Origin of the sequence: Pseudomonas salmasensis (assembly GCF_014268375.2) — a bacterium.
Taxonomy (GTDB): domain Bacteria; phylum Pseudomonadota; class Gammaproteobacteria; order Pseudomonadales; family Pseudomonadaceae; genus Aquipseudomonas; species Aquipseudomonas salmasensis.
In genome coordinates, this window is record NZ_CP077083.1 from 3,209,893 (window position 1) to 3,227,559 (window position 17,667).

16 protein-coding genes are annotated in these 17,667 nt (G+C 60.5%); 5 read left to right on the forward strand and 11 right to left on the reverse strand.

The annotated features are described in order from the left end of the window. Positions 1 to 65: 65 nt before the first annotated feature. Positions 66 to 2,345 (reverse strand): phosphoenolpyruvate--protein phosphotransferase, encoded by a 2,280-nt coding sequence (gene ptsP / locus HU731_RS14445; RefSeq protein WP_078804005.1) that lies wholly within the window; start codon positions 2,343 to 2,345, stop codon positions 66 to 68. Positions 2,346 to 2,367: 22 nt separating this feature from the next. Further along, positions 2,368 to 2,847 carry an RNA pyrophosphohydrolase gene (locus tag HU731_RS14450; RefSeq protein ID WP_003176750.1) on the reverse strand — a complete coding sequence of 160 codons (480 nt, stop codon included), beginning with the start codon at positions 2,845 to 2,847 and terminating at the stop codon, positions 2,368 to 2,370. A 143-nt stretch (positions 2,848 to 2,990) separates the two neighbouring features. Between HU731_RS14450 and HU731_RS14455 the strand changes: the two genes are divergently transcribed. Beyond that, entirely contained in the window at positions 2,991 to 3,647 is a 657-nt protein-coding gene (locus HU731_RS14455; RefSeq protein WP_186607213.1) for a histidinol-phosphatase, read from the forward strand. A gap of 116 nt (positions 3,648 to 3,763) precedes the next feature. Here HU731_RS14455 and HU731_RS14460 read toward each other — a convergent pair whose 3' ends face one another. Together HU731_RS14460 and ilvA are read right to left on the reverse strand one after the other, a co-directional pair. After that, positions 3,764 to 4,177 carry a DUF2269 family protein gene (locus HU731_RS14460; protein WP_186607212.1) on the reverse strand — a complete coding sequence of 138 codons (414 nt, stop codon included), beginning with the start codon at positions 4,175 to 4,177 and terminating at the stop codon, positions 3,764 to 3,766. Positions 4,178 to 4,217: 40 nt separating this feature from the next. Further along, positions 4,218 to 5,732: a threonine ammonia-lyase, biosynthetic gene (gene ilvA / locus HU731_RS14465; RefSeq protein WP_186607211.1), complete on the reverse strand. Its 1,515-nt coding sequence runs from the start codon at positions 5,730 to 5,732 to the stop codon at positions 4,218 to 4,220. 138 nt (positions 5,733 to 5,870) lie between these two features. Here ilvA and rpiA point away from each other — a divergent pair, with 138 nt between their 5' ends. Together rpiA and HU731_RS14475 are read left to right on the forward strand one after the other, a co-directional pair. Further along, positions 5,871 to 6,542 (forward strand): ribose-5-phosphate isomerase RpiA, encoded by a 672-nt coding sequence (rpiA, locus tag HU731_RS14470; protein ID WP_186607210.1) that lies wholly within the window; start codon positions 5,871 to 5,873, stop codon positions 6,540 to 6,542. 452 nt (positions 6,543 to 6,994) lie between these two features. After that, on the forward strand, positions 6,995 to 8,941 hold the full coding sequence (locus HU731_RS14475; RefSeq protein ID WP_186607209.1) for an autotransporter domain-containing protein: 1,947 nt from the start codon (positions 6,995 to 6,997) through the stop codon (positions 8,939 to 8,941). Here the strand turns inward: HU731_RS14475 and HU731_RS14480 are convergent, their stop codons facing one another. The 4 genes from HU731_RS14480 to HU731_RS14495 all read right to left on the reverse strand — a co-directional run bounded on the left by HU731_RS14480 (position 8,942) and on the right by HU731_RS14495 (position 13,225). Beyond that, positions 8,942 to 9,850: an SdiA-regulated domain-containing protein gene (locus HU731_RS14480; RefSeq protein ID WP_034128981.1), complete on the reverse strand. Its 909-nt coding sequence runs from the start codon at positions 9,848 to 9,850 to the stop codon at positions 8,942 to 8,944. Between the two features lie 121 nt (positions 9,851 to 9,971). Beyond that, the gene (locus HU731_RS14485) at positions 9,972 to 10,895 is read right to left on the reverse strand and encodes an SdiA-regulated domain-containing protein (protein WP_186607208.1); all 924 of its coding nucleotides are present in this window, start codon (positions 10,893 to 10,895) and stop codon (positions 9,972 to 9,974) included. Between the two features lie 247 nt (positions 10,896 to 11,142). Next, complete coding sequence (locus HU731_RS14490; protein ID WP_032894647.1) at positions 11,143 to 11,808, reverse strand: fumarylacetoacetate hydrolase family protein; 666 nt, start codon at positions 11,806 to 11,808, stop codon at positions 11,143 to 11,145. A gap of 22 nt (positions 11,809 to 11,830) precedes the next feature. After that, positions 11,831 to 13,225, reverse strand: a complete 1,395-nt coding sequence (locus tag HU731_RS14495) for a D-2-hydroxyglutarate dehydrogenase (protein ID WP_003195210.1) — start codon at positions 13,223 to 13,225, stop codon at positions 11,831 to 11,833. A 205-nt stretch (positions 13,226 to 13,430) separates the two neighbouring features. On the opposite strand from HU731_RS14495, the gene serA reads away from it, so the two are divergent. Next, the gene (gene serA / locus HU731_RS14500; RefSeq protein ID WP_003195214.1) at positions 13,431 to 14,660 is read left to right on the forward strand and encodes a phosphoglycerate dehydrogenase; all 1,230 of its coding nucleotides are present in this window, start codon (positions 13,431 to 13,433) and stop codon (positions 14,658 to 14,660) included. A 135-nt stretch (positions 14,661 to 14,795) separates the two neighbouring features. On the opposite strand, the gene HU731_RS14505 is transcribed toward serA, so the two are convergent. Beyond that, positions 14,796 to 15,236: a DUF4399 domain-containing protein gene (locus tag HU731_RS14505; protein WP_186607207.1), complete on the reverse strand. Its 441-nt coding sequence runs from the start codon at positions 15,234 to 15,236 to the stop codon at positions 14,796 to 14,798. A 134-nt stretch (positions 15,237 to 15,370) separates the two neighbouring features. On the opposite strand from HU731_RS14505, the gene HU731_RS14510 reads away from it, so the two are divergent. Beyond that, positions 15,371 to 15,844 (forward strand): transporter substrate-binding domain-containing protein, encoded by a 474-nt coding sequence (locus HU731_RS14510; RefSeq protein WP_186607206.1) that lies wholly within the window; start codon positions 15,371 to 15,373, stop codon positions 15,842 to 15,844. 574 nt (positions 15,845 to 16,418) lie between these two features. Here HU731_RS14510 and HU731_RS14515 read toward each other — a convergent pair. Together HU731_RS14515 and HU731_RS14520 are read right to left on the reverse strand one after the other, a co-directional pair. Continuing rightward, positions 16,419 to 16,901 carry a 2-thiouracil desulfurase family protein gene (locus tag HU731_RS14515; RefSeq protein WP_186609607.1) on the reverse strand — a complete coding sequence of 161 codons (483 nt, stop codon included), beginning with the start codon at positions 16,899 to 16,901 and terminating at the stop codon, positions 16,419 to 16,421. Between the two features lie 2 nt (positions 16,902 to 16,903). Then, positions 16,904 to 17,536: a 2OG-Fe(II) oxygenase gene (locus tag HU731_RS14520; protein WP_003195222.1), complete on the reverse strand. Its 633-nt coding sequence runs from the start codon at positions 17,534 to 17,536 to the stop codon at positions 16,904 to 16,906. Positions 17,537 to 17,667: the final 131 nt, after the last annotated feature.

Here is a 17,667-nt window from a genome sequence, read left to right on the forward strand (position 1 = left end):
GAGAACGCCGCGGGAATTCAGGCTTCCCGCGTTATCGTTGACGTTCTTCGCGAGCAAGCTCGCTCCTACAGGGTTTTGGCCGAGGCCGGGTTGATCATCCGGGTCAATCCCAGGTTCTTCAGCGCCAGTTGCAGCGAGCTGTGGATAACTTGCGGGTTGTCGATGGTCATCAACTCGGCGAGCAAATCCTTGGCCCTGCTCAACTCCACCTGGCGCAGCATCCACTTCACTTTCGGCAAGTTGGTGGCGTTCATCGACAGGCTGTCAAAACCCATCGCCATCAACAGCACCGCCGCCGCCGGGTCGCCGGCCATTTCGCCGCAGATACTCACCGGCTTGCCTTCGGCATGGGCTTCGCGCACCACATGTTGCAGCGCTTGCAGCACCGCCGGGTGCAGGTAGTCGTAAAGGTCGGCCACCCGTGGGTTGTTACGGTCCACGGCCAGCAGGTACTGGGTCAGGTCGTTGGAGCCTACCGACAGGAAGTCCACCTGCCGCGCCAGTTCCTTGGCCTGGTACACCGCCGCCGGGATTTCGATCATCACGCCAATCGGCGGCATCGGCACATCGGCGCCTTCGTCGCGCACTTCGCCCCACGCGCGGTGGATCAGGTGCAGGGCTTCTTCCAGTTCATGGGTGCCGGAGATCATCGGCAGCAGGATGCGCAGGTTGTTCAAGCCCTCGCTGGCCTTGAGCATGGCGCGGGTCTGGACGAGGAAGATTTCGGGATGGTCGAGGGTAACGCGAATACCGCGCCAGCCAAGGAAGGGGTTGTCTTCCTTGATGGGGAAATAGGACAGTGACTTATCGCCGCCGATATCCAGGCTGCGCATCGTCACCGGTAACGGGTGGAAGGCTTGCAGTTGCTCGCGATAAATCGCCAGCTGCTCCTTCTCGCTCGGGAAACGCTGGTTGATCATGAACGGCACTTCGGTGCGGTACAGCCCCACCCCTTCGGCGCCGCGCTGTTGCGCACGGGCTACATCCGCCAGCAGGCCGGTGTTGACCAGCAGCGGTACGCGGTGGCCATCGGGGGTCACACACGGCAGCTCGCGCAGCGAATCCAGGCCCTGGGCCAGTTGCTTCTCTTCTTCCACCACCTCGGCGTATTGCTTGCGCAGCACGTCGCTGGGGTTGGTGAACACTTCGCCGCGATGCCCGTCGACGATCATGTCGATGCCATCGACCTTGGAATACGGCAGGTCCACCAGGCCCATCACCGTCGGGATGCCCATGGCCCGGGCCAGGATCGCCACGTGGGAGTTACCCGAACCCAATACCGACACCAGGCCCACCAGCTTGCCTTCAGGTACTTCGCCAAGCTGGGTGGCGGTCAATTCTTCACTGACCAAAATGGTGTTATCGGGGAAGACCATGTTGGTGCTGCGGTCTTCCTGCAGGTACGCCAACAGGCGACGACCCAGGTCGCGCACATCCGATGCCCGCTCGCGCAGGTAGGCGTCGTCCATCATTTCGAAACGGTTGACGTGATCGGTGACCACCTGGCGCAACGCGCCCTGGGCCCACTGGCCGGTCTTGATCACGGTCTTGACTTCGTTACCCAGGGACGCGTCGTCGAGCATCATCTGGTACACGTCGAACAGCGCACGCTCTTCGGGGCGCAGCTGGGTGGCCAGCTTGGTCGACAGGTTGCGCATGTCGGCGCGCACGCCTTCGAGGGCGGTCTTGAACAGTTTGATCTCGGCGTCGATGTCACTGACGCTCTTGTCCGGCACCACATCGAGGTCGGCAGGCGGCAGCATGACCACCGCGGTACCCACCGCGGCGCCTGGCGAACCCGGTACACCGACGAACTTGGCTTCCTGGATACCCTTGCCCTGGCGCCCCAGGCCGCGAATCGAGCCGGTGGCTTCGGCGTGGGCGATTACCCCGGCCAGTTGCGCGCTCATGGTCACCAGGAAGGCTTCTTCGCCTTCGTCGAACTGGCGACGCTCTTTTTGCTGGATGACCAACACGCCGACAACGCGGCGGTGGTGAATGATCGGTGCGCCAAGGAACGAGGCGTAGCGCTCTTCACCGGTTTCGGCAAAGTAGCGATAACGCGGGTGATCGGCCGCGTTCTCGAGGTTAAGGGGTTCTTCACGCGTCCCCACCAGGCCCACCAGACCTTCATTGGGCGCCATGCTGACCTTGCCGATGGAGCGCTTGTTCAAGCCCTCCGTGGCCATCAGCACAAAACGGTTGGTCTCGGGGTCCAGCAGGTAAACCGAGCAGACCTGGCTGCCCATGGCTTCCTTGACGCGCAACACAATAATCCCCAACGCCGCCTTGAGATCCTTGGCGGAGTTAACTTCCTGGACGATCTTGCGCAGCGTATTGAGCATGGCTCGGGGTCGAACTCCGTCGTCAGTCGCGCGCTAAAAGGCGCGGGGCAAGCTCTTTGAGAGCGCGACGATAAACCTCGCGCTTGAATGTCACCACCTGGCCCAACGGATACCAATAGCTGACCCAGCGCCAGCCATCGAACTCCGGTTTACCGGTCAAATCCATCCGCACCCGCTGCTCGTTGGAGATCAGGCGCAAAAGAAACCATTTCTGCTTCTGGCCGATGCACAGCGGTTGGCTGTGGGTACGCACCAGGCGTTGCGGCAAACGATAGCGCAACCAGCCACGGGTACAGGCCAGAATTTGCACATCTTCGCGCTCAAGGCCGACTTCTTCGTTCAACTCACGGTACAAGGCGTCTTCAGGGGTTTCGTCGGGGTTGATTCCACCTTGAGGAAACTGCCAGGCATCTTGGTTGATTCGGCGAGCCCATAGCACCTGTCCGGCATCATTCGTCAGAATAATGCCGACATTAGGACGGAAACCATCGGGGTCGATCACGGCAACAACCTCGCAAACGCATGTCGCCGCATTGTTCCACAAAGGTTGTTCCAGCGGCAACGAGGCTTCTTACCTTATGTGCACTCTTGTGAAAAGACCGTATTCTGGACGCCTTTTTACAGACTTTTCAGCGAGTAACTGCAATGCGCCTGGCTTTATTCGACTTGGACAATACCCTTCTGGGCGGTGACAGCGATCACGCCTGGGGCGATTACCTGTGTGAACGCGGGATTCTCGACGCAGTGGCCTACAAGGCCCGCAACGACGAGTTCTACCAGGACTACCTGGCCGGCCAGCTGGATAACGCCGCCTACTTGAACTTCTGCCTGGAAATCCTCGGCCGCACCGAAATGGCCCAGCTGGACGAGTGGCACAACGACTATATGCGCGACTGCATCGAGCCCATCCTGCTCCCCAAGGCCGTCGAGCTGCTGGCCAAGCACCGCGCCGCCGGTGACAAGCTGGTGATCATCACCGCCACCAACCGCTTCGTCACCGCGCCGATTGCCGCCCGCCTGGGCGTCGAAACCCTGATCGCCACCGAATGCGAAATGGTGGATGGCCGCTATACCGGGCGCAGCACCGATGTGCCGTGCTTTCGTGAAGGCAAGGTGACGCGTTTGAACCGCTGGTTGGAAGAAACCGGGCATAGCCTGGAAGACAGCTACTTCTACAGCGACTCGATGAATGATTTGCCGTTGTTGGAGCAGGTGACGCACCCGGTGGCAGTGGATCCGGATCCGAATTTGCGCGCGGAGGCTGAAAAGCGTGGCTGGCCGGTGATTACGCTGCGTAGCTGACCGGCTTCACCTGTAGGAGCGAGCTTGCTCGCGAAAATCGTCAACGATGACGCGCGCATCCTGAATGAACGCGGCGCCCTTGAGTTTTTCGCGAGCAAGCTCGCTCCTACAGGGAATCAAACAGGCTTGGCGCCCATAAGCCCTGCAATCGCCACAAACCCCACCAGGCTGACCACCACCAGCACCAGGGTGAAATTCAGGCTCCCGCCCTCGCCCTTGCGCAGCCGATTGAGCCGCGCCACCAGCCAGAACCAGGCCAGCGCCGCCACGGTGTAGAGGATGCTGGAGCCCAATATCCAGGTTTGCCCCAATGGCCAGCCGAGCAGGTGCACCAGCCACCAACCGGTGAACGGCATGCTCACCAGGCAAATCCCCATCAGCAGCCATACAAATACCCAGGGGCGTTGCACGGTCGCGGCCGGGCCAGCGCTGCGTTTACGCCACGCCAATACCGCCAGGCCCAGGCCGCTGAGCAGCAGCAATACGGTGGCGGTGATGTGGATCACCTTGAGGGTGGTCAGCGTTTCCATGGTCTCTATTCCTTATAGGCCGCTCAGTCAGCGTAGTCGCTCAACCGAGGAACAGCTGGTAAGCCGGGTTTTCGCTTTCATCCCAATACGGGTAACCGATTTGCGCCAACGCGGCAGGCACCAGGTGGCGCTCGTCTGCCGGTACTTGCAAGCCCGCCACCACTCGACCGTCTGCCGCCCCGTGATTGCGGTAGTGGAACATCGAGATGTTCCAGCGCCCGCCGAGCTTGTGGAGGAAGTTGAACAACGCCCCCGGCCGCTCCGGGAATTCGAAGCGAAACACCAACTCGTCGCTGACTTTGGCCGCATGCCCGCCAACCATATGGCGAATGTGCAACTTGGCCAGTTCGTTCTCGGTGAGGTCCAGCACCGGGAAACCCTGGCTGGTCAGGCTGGCCACCAACGCGCTGCGCGGGTCGTTCTCCGGGTGGGTCTGCACGCCGACGAAAATGTGCGCTTCGCTGCCGGAGTGGTAGCGGTAATTGAATTCGGTGATCTGGCGCTTGCCCACCGCTTCGCAGAAGGCCTTGAAGCTGCCCGGCCGCTCGGGGATGGTCACCGCGATGATGGCTTCACGGCCCTCACCCAGTTCGGCGCGCTCGGCCACATGGCGCAAACGGTCGAAGTTGACGTTGGCACCCGAGTCGATGGCGACAAAGGCCTGGCCGCTGACGCCACGGGTCTCGACGTACTTTTTGATCCCCGCCACGCCCAGAGCCCCGGCCGGCTCAGTGATGGAGCGAGTGTCGTCGTAGATGTCCTTGATCGCCGCACAGATTTCATCGGTGCTGACGGTGATCACTTCATCCACGTAGTCTTTGCAAATGTCGAAGGTGTGCTGGCCGATCTGCGCCACCGCCACGCCGTCGGCAAAGATGCCAACGGTGGGCAATACCACGCGCTTGCCCGCCGCCATGGCAGCTTGCAGGCAGTTGGAGTCGTCCGGCTCGACGCCGATGATCTTGATCTCCGGGCGCAGGTATTTCACATACGCCGCAATCCCGGCGATCAGGCCGCCGCCGCCCACCGGTACGAAAATCGCGTCCAGCGGCCCTGGGTGCTGGCGCAGGATTTCCATCGCCACGGTGCCCTGCCCGGCAATGGTGTGCGGATCATCGTAGGGGTGAATGTAGACGTAGCCTTTTTCGTCGACCAGCTTGAGCGAGTAGGCCAGGGCTTCCGGGAAGGAATCACCGTGCAGCACCACTTTGCCGCCACGGGAGCGCACGCCTTCGACCTTGATCTCCGGGGTGGTCTTGGGCATCACGATGGTGGCTTTCACCCCCAGCACCTTGGCCGCCAGGGCCAGGCCCTGGGCATGGTTGCCGGCCGACGCGGTGACGACGCCGCGCGCACGTTCTTCGGCGCTGAGCTGGGTGAGCTTGTTGTAGGCGCCGCGAATCTTGAACGAGAACACCGGCTGCAAGTCTTCGCGCTTGAGCCAAATCTTGTTACCCAGCCGCTCGGAGAGCTGGCGGGCAGTCTGCAAGGGGGTTTCCACGGCGATGTCGTAAACGCGCGAGGTGAGGATTTTTTTGACGTAGTGTTCAAGCATCGGCAGGCATCTACTTCACGGGTTGGGCAGGGCCAAGGAGTCTAACCCAGCGTTTGGCCGGGCGACCACACGAATCCCGAGGTTTTGTTGGGTTATACTCGCCGCCCTCGTTAATTCCCCGCCCGTTCCGGAGCCCGCATGACCCAGGATCAACTCAAACAGGCAGTGGCCCAGGCCGCTGTCGATTTAATCCTTCCTAAACTCGACGACAAGAGCATCGTCGGTGTCGGCACCGGTTCCACCGCCAACTGCTTTATCGACGCACTGGCCCAGCACAAGGGTGCGTTCGACGGCGCCGTGGCCAGCTCCGAAGCCACCGCTGCCCGCCTCAAGGGCCATGGCATCCCGGTGTACGAGCTCAACACCGTGAGCGACCTGGAGTTCTACGTCGACGGCGCGGATGAAAGCGACCAGCACCTGAACCTGATCAAAGGCGGCGGCGCGGCCCTGACTCGCGAGAAGATTGTCGCGGCCGTGGCCAAGACCTTCATCTGCATCGCCGACGCGAGCAAGCTGGTCCCCGTGCTGGGCACGTTCCCACTGCCAGTGGAAGTCATCCCCATGGCCCGCAGCCACGTGGCCCGCGAGCTGGTGAAGCTGGGCGGCGACCCGGTGTACCGCGAAGGTGTGTTGACCGACAACGGCAACATCATCCTCGACGTGTTCAATATGCAGATCACCAACCCGGTGGAGCTGGAGACGCAGATCAACGCCATTGTGGGCGTGGTCACCAACGGCCTGTTCGCGGCGCGCCCGGCGGATGTGTTGTTGCTGGGTACCCCGGAAGGCGTGAAAACCCTCAAAGCTTAAGAACAAACCAAGCAAATGTGGGAGCGAACAAGCCCTGATACCAGTCAGTTAAGGCTTTTTTGTAGGAGCGAGCTTGCTCGCGAAAAACTAAAAGGCGCCGCGTTCATTCAGCAAGCACGCGTTATCGTTGACGTTTTTCGCGAGCAAGCTCGCTCCTACAGAAGGCAACGACCGCTTAACTGACTGACATCAGGGCTTGCCAGCTCCCACATTTGTTAGCGCTCGGCTATAGAGCGATCTAACAAAAACGCTACTTTTCGCAGCACTCCTCGCCAAAACCGTGCGCTCTGTCACGGCATCCCCTGCCCCGCCTGGTATCCAATCGGATACAAATTACAGCCACGCGACCCACGCGTTTAACAATGCGCCAATTCGCAGCCGCCCATGGAATGAGGCGCGCATTGTGCAAAGGGTCTGGGCTTGAACGTCCCCCTCACCTCAAGGAAGACCTTGTGATAAAGCCTCTAGCCCTCGCCATCAGCGTTGCCGGCGCCCTGCTGTCCACGCATACCCAGGCCTATGATTACGGCCAGCACGCCAACACCACCCTGGAAAAACTGATCAACGACTACCCTGGCCGTTATCGCGGCACGGCCAACTTTGCCGGGGCAGCCGACTGGATGCAGAGCCAGATGGGCAACGCCTATAGCCTCAGCCGCCAGGACTTCACCTGGAACAACGGCAGCCGGGCTTCGCAAAACGTGGTGGCCTCTGCCGCTGGCACCAAGCCCCAGTACGTGGTGATTGGCGCGCATTTCGACACTTACTTCGGCCGCCCGACCCTGCAAGGCCTGGATGACAACGGCTCCGGCGCCAGCGTGTTGACTGAGGTGGCAAAGAACCTCGGCGGCCTGTCACTGGAAAATGGCCTGCAAATCGTCGGCTTCGGCGCCGAAGAAGAAGGCCTGCGTGGCTCGCGGGCCTTTGTCGACTCACTCAGCGCCAGCCAGCGCGCCAACATGCTTGCGATGATCAACCTCGACAGCCTGATCACCGGCGACATGATGTACGCCCACGCCGGCCAGAACAGCACCGCCAACCCGGCCTTGGCCTCCTTGCGCGAGCACACCCTCCAGATCGCCAAGGAGTTGAACATCCCGCTGTTCAGCAACCCCGGCCTCGACCCGCAGTACCCGAAGGGCACCGGCTGCTGCAGCGATGGTGAAGCGTTCGAACCGCTGAATATCCCGATCCTTTATATAGAGGCCACCAACTGGGAACTGGGCGACCTGGATGGCTACACCCAGACCGACAACCCGAAAATCCCCGGTGGCTCGACCTGGCACGACCCCACCGAAGACAACAAAGCCGTGCTGACCGATGCATTCGGCCAGGCGCGCATCGACCAGCGCCTGCGCGACTATTCACGCCTGCTCAGCCGCTTGGTGCTGGAGTTGACCAACGCCGACCTGATGGCCTCGACCGCTTCCGGTGGTGCGGTTGCGCGCAATATGCAAGACAACCTGCAGCGCCAACATCAGGCCCTGGTGCGCCTGCATGATCGCCGCTGGCTGACCCTGCAAGCGGCCAGCCGCGAGGTGGGCAGCTTTGATGGCGAGATCGGTGTGGATGGTGAATACAACCCGGACAGCGGCTTCGACAGCGCCCCCAACCCCGAAGCCCGGCGCCTGGGCCTGCATGCCCTCGGCGACTACCAACTGACTTCAAGCCTGAATATCGGCGCCAGCCTCAGCTACCTCAATGGGCGCGACAAGCTGGAGCATCGCGGCAAGCTCGACAGCGACACCTGGCAGGCAGCCGTCTATGCGCTGCTCAACGATGGCGGGCCAAGCTGGCTGGCCGGGGACCTGAGCGTGGGCCACACGCGCTTCGATTCCAAGCGCAACCTGGTCATCCAGGCCAATGGCGGGCCGATCCTGCTCAACCAGCAACTGACCGGCGACACCGATGCCCTGACGCTGGGCGCACGGGTGCTGGGTGGCTATGATTTTGACTTTGGCGCGATCAAGAGCGGGCCGTTCGCCGGCCTGGACTACAGCCATTACCGCATCGACAAGTTCCACGAAAAGCAGAACCTGCGCACGGCCCTGAAATACGAAGAGCAGTCTTTCGACTCCCTGGAAGCCAGCCTCGGCTGGCGCGTGCGCGGCGCTGTTGCCCTGCCCTATGGGATGAACCTGATGCCCTACGGCGACATCGCCTGGGTCAAGGAATTGGCCGACGGCCGCCTGGACGACCTGCAACTCACCGCACGCGCCGATGGCCAGGCCCGCACCGCCAGGCTGGGCTCAGTGGACAAGAGCTTTGCTCGCGCACAACTGGGCAGCCAACTGGCGATCACCCCAGAGTTGGGGGTGTTTGCCGAGGTCAATGGCCGCCTGGGGCATGCCGAAGGCAGCCAGACCGGTTATTCGCTGGGCGTGCAATGGATGTTCTGATCAAGGCTTCTTGAACACGTAAAACAGGTTGGGCTCGCTGACCATGTACAGCGTGCCGTCGTCATCCATGGCGATCCCTTCGGCCTGGGGCACGCGCTTGCTCAGGCCATGGCGCCCTTTAAGCAACGACAAACTGCTTAGAGGGCGACCATCGATATCCAGCTCCAAGACCAGGAACGACTCATCCGACAGCGCCAACAGATGGCCGCTGCGCTCGTCGTATTGCAGGCTCGACAGGTCGCGCACAAACAGCCCCGCATCGCGCTTGGGGTTGTTGATTACGTGCACCGAGTAGGTTTTTTCCGGCTTGAAATGGGGAAACCCATGCACCTCGTAGATCAGCATGGGGTCGCGCTCCTTGGCCACGAACAGGCGCTTGCCCACCGAATCGTAGGCCAACCCTTCAAAGCCCTTGTTGCCGCCGACGTGCACGCCCAGGGTCATTTGCTCCGCATCGGCGGCGTCGAGGAACGTGGTGTCGTCATCCACATGCACCTTGATCAAGCGCTGCTGGCGCTCATCGCTGATGACGTAGATGTTGTCGCTGATAAATTCCACCGCCTCGGCATCGCCAAAGCCCACCAGGGGAATACGCCGCAGGATCTTGCCCTCCAGGGACAGCTCGACCAGCTCGGCGTTTTTATTGGTGACGGTAAACAGGCTTTTGCGTACGGGGTCGTAGGTCAGGGCCGAGACATCGTCGTCGAGCCCTTCGATCACTTGGCCTTCGAGGGTGACGCGGTAGTCCGCCAGGCCGATGGCACGCTCATCGGCAGGCTGGTACCACACCTGCCAGTTGAACCAGGCGCGTTCGAACAGACGGAACTGCTGTGCAACCAGCCCGGCAGCAACCAGGGCGAGCAACAGCAGGATAAAAACAGCAGGTTTGGGGCGGGCAAGTCGACGCATCGGGGCGGGCTCAGAGAAAAAACTGGCGAATAGATATCAAGGTCACCTGAATTTAAACTTAAACGCACCGGGCTGTCTGGCGAATGCCGTTTATAAAGAAAAGTCTGACGTAATTCGTCAGTTATTTCTGCTTCTCAAAACGATAGAACAGGTTTGGCTCACTGACAATGTACAGCGTACCGTTCTCGTCCATGGTCACGCCTTCGGCACGCGGGATCGTGTCCTTGAGGCCGTTGAAGCCGCCGAGCAAGGTCATGAAGCTGACCTGTTCGCCGGTTTCATCCAGCTCCAGCAGCAGGTGGGAATCGGCCGACATGACCAGCAGATGCCCGGTACGTGGGTCGATGGACAAAGCCGAGAGGTTGCGCACATCCAGTTCGGTGCTGGCCAGTTTCTGCTTGTCGCCGATCAGCGTGTTGCCATCGCTTTTCCAGGTGAACAATGCCGGCGGGCGCTCTTCGCCCAGCACGAGCTGCTGGTTGCGCTTGTCCCAGGTGACGGCTTCAAAGGCTTTGTTCTGGTCTTTGGACGGGCCCAGGTCATGGCTGGGGAAGTCGGCCTTGTTCAGCGCGGTGGTGCCGGCGTCCACCTTGACCACGGTGAGGCTGTGATCGCGCTCATCGACCACGGCCATCAAGCCGTTTTCCATCACCGCCACGCCTTCCGGATTGTTCCAGCCGTTGAGCGGCATTTTGCGCAACACATCGCCTTGCAGGCTCAGTTCGACCAGGAAGGGGTTCTTGCCCATCACCGAAAACAGGGTTTTGGTCTGGGGGTTGTAGGACAGGTCCGAAGCCTCATCCTTCTCCATACCGGGCAACAACTTGGCGTCGATCACCGCGTGATAGTCCGGTAGCCACACACTTTCGCGGCGCTCAGCCGAACTCTCGAAACGCTCCAGCACCCATAGCAGGCCGCGATCGTCCCAGTGCATGGCCCAGGCGACGCCATACAAAATGGCACCGGCCAGAAATACCCAGGAATACCACCGCATGGACAAGCGTGAGCGGAGCGAGGTTTTCGAAGTGGGCAGAGGCACGACCATTGAGCGCTTTTCCGGAAAGTCAGCTGTAGGGGATAGCACAGGATTCAAGGATCCGCGCGCAAGAGCAGGGAATTATCCGGATGGTGTGTGAAAAAAATGCAAAACGCCGGATCCTGCAGATGTACACAAACAACTGTGGGAGCGGGCTTGCCCGCGATTGAGGGCGTTCAGTCAACTATTCAGTGACTGTCACACCGCCATCGCGGGCAAGCCCGCTCCCACAGTTTGAACGCAGTTTGGCAATGATTTAGCGCACGACGCTTTCGAAGCGATTCACACCCGCCAGCTCCAACACCACTTCATCCCCCACATTCAACGGGCCAACGCCCGCCGGGGTGCCGGTCAGGATCACGTCGCCCGCTTGCAGGGAGAAGCAACCCGCCATGTACTGGATCATCGGCACAATCGGGTTGAGCATCTGCGCGCTGTTGCCGTCCTGGCGCACTTGGCCGTTGATGCTCAGGCGAATGCCGATATCGGTCACGTCGGCAAAGGTACTGCTGACCACGAAGGGCGCAATCACCGCCGCGCCATCGAACGACTTGGCGATTTCCCACGGCAAGCCCTTGGCTTTGAGCTCGGCCTGTTTGTCGCGCAGGGTCAGGTCCAGGGCCGGGGCGAAGCCGGAGATGGCGTCCAGCACTTCTTCCCGGCTCGGCTTGGCGGACAAAGGCTTGCCGATCAATACGGCGATTTCCGCTTCGTAGTGCACCGACCCGCGTTCGGTCGGTATGGCAAAACCGCCTTCCAACGGCACCACGCAGCTGCCCGGCTTGATGAACAGCAGCGGCTCGGTGGGCACCGGATTGTCCAGTTCCTTGGCGTGTTCGGCGTAGTTACGCCCGATGCACACCACTTTGCCCACCGGGAAGTGGATGTTGGTGCCGTCGACATACTTGTGCTGGTAGCTCATGGAACGACTCCTTCAGGTGCGATTAAACAGCGAAGATCTTGCCGGGGTTCATGATCCCGTTAGGGTCGAACACGGCTTTGACGGCCTTCATGTATTCGATTTCAACCGGTGAACGGCTGTAGGTCAGGTAATCGCGCTTGGTCATGCCCACGCCATGCTCGGCGGAGATCGAGCCGTTGTACTTGGCGACGGTCTCGAATACCCACTTGTTCACGGTGGCGCACTTGGCGAAGAACTCATCCTTGCTCAGGTTTTCCGGCTTGAGGATGTTCAGGTGCAAGTTGCCGTCACCGATATGGCCGAACCAGACAATTTCGAAGTCTGGGTAGTGTTCGCCGACGATCGCGTCAATTTCGCTCAAGAAGGCCGGCACTTTCGAAACGGTCACTGAGATGTCGTTCTTGTACGGCGTCCAGTGGGAAATGGTTTCGGAGATGTACTCGCGCAGCTTCCACAGGTTGTGCAGTTGGGTTTCGCTCTGGCTCATCACGCCATCCAGCACCCAGCCCTGTTCCACACAATGCTCGAAGGTTTCCAGGGCGTGGTTGGCGACTTCTTCGGTGGTGGCTTCGAATTCCAGCAACGCGTAGAACGGGCACTCGGTTTCGAACGGTGCCGGCACATCGCCACGGCCGAGGACTTTGGCCAGGGCCTTGTCGGAGAAGAACTCGAAGGCGGTCAGGTCCAGCTTGCTCTGGAAGGCGTGCAGCACTGGCATGATCGAGTCGAAATCAGTCGTGCCGAGCACCATGGCCGTGAGGTTCTTTGGCGCACGGTCCAGGCGCATGGTGGCTTCGACCACAAAGCCCAGGGTGCCCTCGGCGCCGATAAACAGCTGGCGCATGTCGTAACCGGTGGCGTTCTTGATCAGGTCGCGGTTCAGCTCCAGCACATCGCCTTTACCGGTGACGACTTTCATGCCGGCCACCCAGTTGCGGGTCATACCGTAGCGAATCACCTTGATCCCACCGGCATTGGTGCCGATGTTGCCGCCAATCTGGCTGGAACCGGACGAGGCGAAATCCACCGGGTAATACAGGCCGTTTTCTTCTGCGACATTCTGCAGTTGCTTGGTGACCACACCCGGCTGGCACACGGCGGTGCGGTCGGTGAGGTTCACGTCGAGGATCTGGTTCATATAGTCGAACGACACCACCACTTCGCCATTGGCGGCAACGGCAGCCGCCGACAAGCCCGTGCGCCCACCCGACGGCACCAGCGCCACCTTGTGTTCATTGGCCCAGCGTACGATGGCCTGCACCTGCTCGGTGGTCTTGGGGAACACGATGGCGGTAGGTGCGGGGGCGAAATGCTTGGTCCAATCCTTGCCGTAAGCCTCCAGGGAGTCGGCGTCGGTCAGCACTTTGCCGGGCTCAACCAGGGTCTTTAGCTCATCAATCAGGGCAGGATGGGTCATCGACAGAACTCTCGAACAATTCATGGTCATCCTGAGAACGCTTCACGTCGCAGGAATAGGTGTTTAGCGGGGTGCGTATGCTAGCATACCGCCCCCGCAGGACAGACCCAAAGGGCGTTTCTGCGGTGACGGCTTTCCTGCCGTCCGGGTCAGCTTGCGCTGCTCGACTCCCTGCCAATTTTCTCCGGGATACAGGTTTACGCAGATGAGCAAGACTTCTCTCGATAAGAGCAAGATCAAGTTCCTTCTTCTGGAAGGCGTCCACCCATCGGCTGTCGACGTTCTGAAAGCCGCCGGGTACACCAGCATTGAGTACATCACCAGTTCTCTGCCGGAAGCCCAGCTCAAGGAAAAGATCGCCGACGCGCACTTTATCGGCATTCGCTCCCGCACTCAGCTGACCGAAGAGATCTTCGACCACGCCAAGAAACTCGTGGCTGTCGGCTGTTTCTGCATCGGCACCAACCAGGTCGACCTCAATGCAGCGCGCGAGCGCGGCATCGCGGTGTTCAATGCACCGTACTCCAACACCCGTTCCGTAGCGGAGCTGGTGCTGGCCGAGGCCATCCTGCTGCTGCGCGGTATCCCTGAGAAGAACGCTTCCTGCCACCGTGGCGGCTGGATCAAGAGCGCGGCCAACTCCTTCGAAATCCGCGGCAAGAAGCTGGGTATCGTCGGCTACGGCTCGATCGGCACGCAATTGTCGGTATTGGCTGAAGGCCTGGGCATGCAGGTGTTCTTCTACGACACCCTGACCAAGCTGCCATTGGGCAACGCCACCCAAGTGGCCAGCCTGACCGAGCTGCTGGGCATGTCCGACATCGTCACCCTGCACGTTCCGGAAACGGCCGAGACTCAGTGGATGATCGGTGAGAAGGAAATCCGCGCGATCAAGAAAGGCGGGATCCTGATCAACGCCGCTCGCGGCACCGTGGTTGAGCTGGATGCCCTGGCCGACGCGATCAAGGACAAGCACCTGATCGGCGCTGCCATCGACGTGTTCCCGGTGGAGCCACGCTCCAACGATGACATCTTCGAAAGCCCGCTGCGTGGCCTGGACAACGTGATCCTGACCCCGCACATCGGCGGCTCCACCGCTGAAGCCCAAGCCAACATCGGCCTGGAAGTCTCGGAAAAACTGGTCAAGTACAGCGACAACGGTACCTCGGTATCGTCGGTCAACTTCCCGGAAGTGGCCCTGCCGGCTCACCCGGGCAAGCACCGTCTGCTGCACATCCACCAGAACATCCCTGGCGTGATGATGGAGATCAACAAGGTCTTCGCGGAAAACGGCATCAACATCTCCGGTCAGTTCCTGCAGACCAACGAGAAGGTCGGCTACGTGGTGATCGACGTCGACGCCGAGTACTCGGACCTGGCGCAAGAGAAGCTGCAGCACATCAACGGCACTATTCGTAGCCGCGTGTTGTTCTAGTAGGAGCGAGCTTGCTCGCGAAGAACGTCAACGATGACGCGTTTAACCTGTTTAAACGCGGCGCCCTTGGGATTTCGCGAGCAAGCTCGCTCCTACCAATAAAAAACGGGAGCCCCGCAAAGGGCTCCCGTTTTTTTATTTGACGTTAACGGTGATCACTTTCGAAGCGACTGTGGGCTCGAACTGGCGATGCACGTTGTCGCCGGCCACCAGTTGCAGGGTGTGCTTGCCTGGCGTCAGGGTCAGCTCGGTTTCGGTTTGCGCCTTGCCGAAGTGAATCGAGGTAGGCGTGGCCGGGATTGCCTCGTTGGCGTTGAGCGCCCCCACTTCCTGGTCTACCAGCAGGTGGTGGTGACCGGCGTTAGGCACTTGCTTGTCGATCGGCTCCAGGTCCAGCTTCTTGACCCCGAACTTGACGGTGAAGGTTTGGCCGACGGTGGCGCCATCTTGCGGCGAGACAATAAACACTTCGGCACCTGCAGGTGCAGGCGTACGAGGAAGGTCTGCGGCGCTGGCCAACAGCGAGGTACCCAGCAAAAGGCTGGCAATCGTTGCACGGGACAAAAGGGCTTTCATTCGCTTCTCCAGTTTTTCGGTGAAATCTGTAGGGTTATGACAACTTCGCGATAAATTGCGGTCCAAGGCACCCGACACCATAACAAAACGATGCTCAACGGCGCCTCGCCTGTACGAATTCTTTAGGAGTGACCATGCGCTTTTCGCCTGGCCTATTGCTGTTGCTTGCTCTTCTGAGCCCCTTGGCCCATGCCGAACTGATTGACGACGTCAACGATCGCGGTGAACTGCGCATCGCCCTGGAAGCCAACACCCCGCCGTACAATTTCAAAGAGGGCGACAAACTCGCCGGCTTTGAAGTGGAGCTGGGTGAACTGCTGGCCAAGGAAATGGAGGTGCGCTCCTCGTTTATCACCACCGATAACACTGACCTGCTGTCCGGCGTGGAAACCGGCAAGTACGACGTGGCCATTAACCATATCGCTATGACTGCCGAGCTTGAGGATCGTTTCGATTTCAGTGAGGCTTATCATCAGAAGCCGGTATTGGCGATCCCGTTCCAAAAAGGCAACCCCGCGTTCAAAAGCAGTTTGAATGGGGCGTTGAAGCGGGTGACGGACGATGGCCGGTTAAAGGCGCTGACAAAGAAGTGGTTCGAGATGCAGTAAATGTGGGAGCTGGCTTGCCTGCGATAGCGGTGTATCAGCACCTGAAGTGTCACTGATATGCCGCTATCGCAGCATAGGTATCTACACAACTTTTGGGCTGTAGCAGCAGACGGTAACCACGATGCGAAGCGAGCCGCTCTTGATCTTGATCTGCTTTTGATCTCAGGCGCCCCGTTAAACCACGCTGGCCGGAATTCGACAGGGATTTGGGGGGTAAACCGGCAGGGATGCCGGTTTAGCCGCCCCGCGCCATGGATGGCGCGTGGCGGCGGCCCCCCAAATCACTGGCGGATTACGGGCACACCGAGCCTAAGCGAGGTGCCGAGTGGTGGGGCAAGAGCGTTTTGCTTACTTTTGGGCTCTTTTCAAAAGTGAGCCGCCGTCAGGGCGGAACCCTAAGTGGCCGTTACCGCAGCAATGGATATGCACACAATCCAACTGTGTCACCTGCCAGGCTGCCTTCGCGAGCAAGCCCGCTCCCACAGTTGGATCGTGCGGTGTCAGCTAGATTGGCGTCGGCTGGCAGGCCGTCATCGCAGGCAAGCCAGCTGCCACATTTGATCTATGCAAGTTGCTAAAGCTGCGTGAGAGCCACCGCCGCCTCAGGCAACTGCAGCTCACTGAACACCTGCACACCATGGCGCTTGAGCAACGCTGCCGTGACGCCTTCGCCACGCACCTTCACCCCACTGAAGGTGCCGTCATAGGTCAACAGGTTGCCGCAGGACGGGCTGTTGGCCTTGAGAATGGCGATGCGGATGTGATGGCGTTGCACCAGCGCCAAAGCTTGGCGGGCGCCGTCGAGGAAGGCGTTGCTAAAGTCTTCGCCCTCGTCGGTCAGCACCTGGGCGCGGCCTTCCCACACGTCGATACCCTGCCCGCCGGGGATTTCGGCCGGCGGGCGCGGTGTGGGCAAGCCCCCCGCCACTTCCGGGCAGATGGCAACCACGCGGCCTTCAGCTTGCCACGCGGCCAGTTGGTCGAATGGGCCGCTGGCCCCGCCGTCATAGCGCACCTTGTGCCCGAGCAGGCAGCGGCTGACCAGCATCTTTTCCATGCTCAAAACGGCTCGTTGCCCCGCCGACGAAACCAGCCCGTCAGGGACAGGCGTTCGCGCGTAGCGGGCAGGACTTCGTGGGGCACCTCGCCCGACAGGAATACCACCAGGCAACCCCCGGTGGGCACCACGTCATATTCGACGCCGCCCTTGAGGTACATGCGCAGTTGACCGCCATGCTCGGGCAGCCAGGCATCGTTCAAGTAGATCACCGCCGAGACCATGCGCCGGTCGTCGTCGCGAAAACGGTCCACATGCTTGAGGTAAAACGCCCCCGGCGGGTACATCGCAAAGTGGCTTTCGAAATCTTCCAGGCCCAGGAACAGGCTGCGATTCATCGCCAGGCGCAGGCCGTCCATCACCCCCATGTAGGTGTCGCAGATAGGCGCGTCACCCTCCTCCAGCCACTGGATATGATCACCGCGAATACCTTCGCGAATCTCCTGGGCCGGCCCACGCCCTACCGCCGCCGGTGCCAGCTCACCCTGCGCCGCACGTTTACGGCACTCAGCCGCCAGCTCCAGGGTCAGAGCCTGGGGCAGGAAGCCATTTTGCTGCGACCAGCCTTTTTCGGCCAGGTCGTCGACGATGCGTTGCAGCAGCGGGTGATCGAGGGGTATTTGCATGGCGCGCATAGTATCCATACGCCTGTAAATCCGACAGCGCCGTTGAGCGTCTGAATACACTTTAGTCAGGTGACTGATAGGACTTCTCGACAAATCCTACGCCCGACACGGACAATAGTGGCCGACTGACAGGAGTCCTT

Coding starts and splice junctions, on each gene's coding strand:
- ptsP (WP_078804005.1), bottom strand. CDS start 2,345: ATGCTCAATACGCTGCGCAAGATCGTCCAGGAAGTTAACTCCGCCAAG.
- HU731_RS14455 (WP_186607213.1), top strand. CDS start 2,991: ATGCGCCTGGCTTTATTCGACTTGGACAATACCCTTCTGGGCGGTGAC.
- HU731_RS14460 (WP_186607212.1), bottom strand. CDS start 4,177: ATGGAAACGCTGACCACCCTCAAGGTGATCCACATCACCGCCACCGTA.
- ilvA (WP_186607211.1), bottom strand. CDS start 5,732: ATGCTTGAACACTACGTCAAAAAAATCCTCACCTCGCGCGTTTACGAC.
- rpiA (WP_186607210.1), top strand. CDS start 5,871: ATGACCCAGGATCAACTCAAACAGGCAGTGGCCCAGGCCGCTGTCGAT.
- HU731_RS14480 (WP_034128981.1), bottom strand. CDS start 9,850: ATGCGTCGACTTGCCCGCCCCAAACCTGCTGTTTTTATCCTGCTGTTG.
- HU731_RS14485 (WP_186607208.1), bottom strand. CDS start 10,895: ATGGTCGTGCCTCTGCCCACTTCGAAAACCTCGCTCCGCTCACGCTTG.
- HU731_RS14490 (WP_032894647.1), bottom strand. CDS start 11,808: ATGAGCTACCAGCACAAGTATGTCGACGGCACCAACATCCACTTCCCG.
- HU731_RS14495 (WP_003195210.1), bottom strand. CDS start 13,225: ATGACCCATCCTGCCCTGATTGATGAGCTAAAGACCCTGGTTGAGCCC.
- serA (WP_003195214.1), top strand. CDS start 13,431: ATGAGCAAGACTTCTCTCGATAAGAGCAAGATCAAGTTCCTTCTTCTG.
- HU731_RS14505 (WP_186607207.1), bottom strand. CDS start 15,236: ATGAAAGCCCTTTTGTCCCGTGCAACGATTGCCAGCCTTTTGCTGGGT.
- HU731_RS14510 (WP_186607206.1), top strand. CDS start 15,371: ATGCGCTTTTCGCCTGGCCTATTGCTGTTGCTTGCTCTTCTGAGCCCC.
- HU731_RS14515 (WP_186609607.1), bottom strand. CDS start 16,901: ATGGAAAAGATGCTGGTCAGCCGCTGCCTGCTCGGGCACAAGGTGCGC.
- HU731_RS14520 (WP_003195222.1), bottom strand. CDS start 17,536: ATGCGCGCCATGCAAATACCCCTCGATCACCCGCTGCTGCAACGCATC.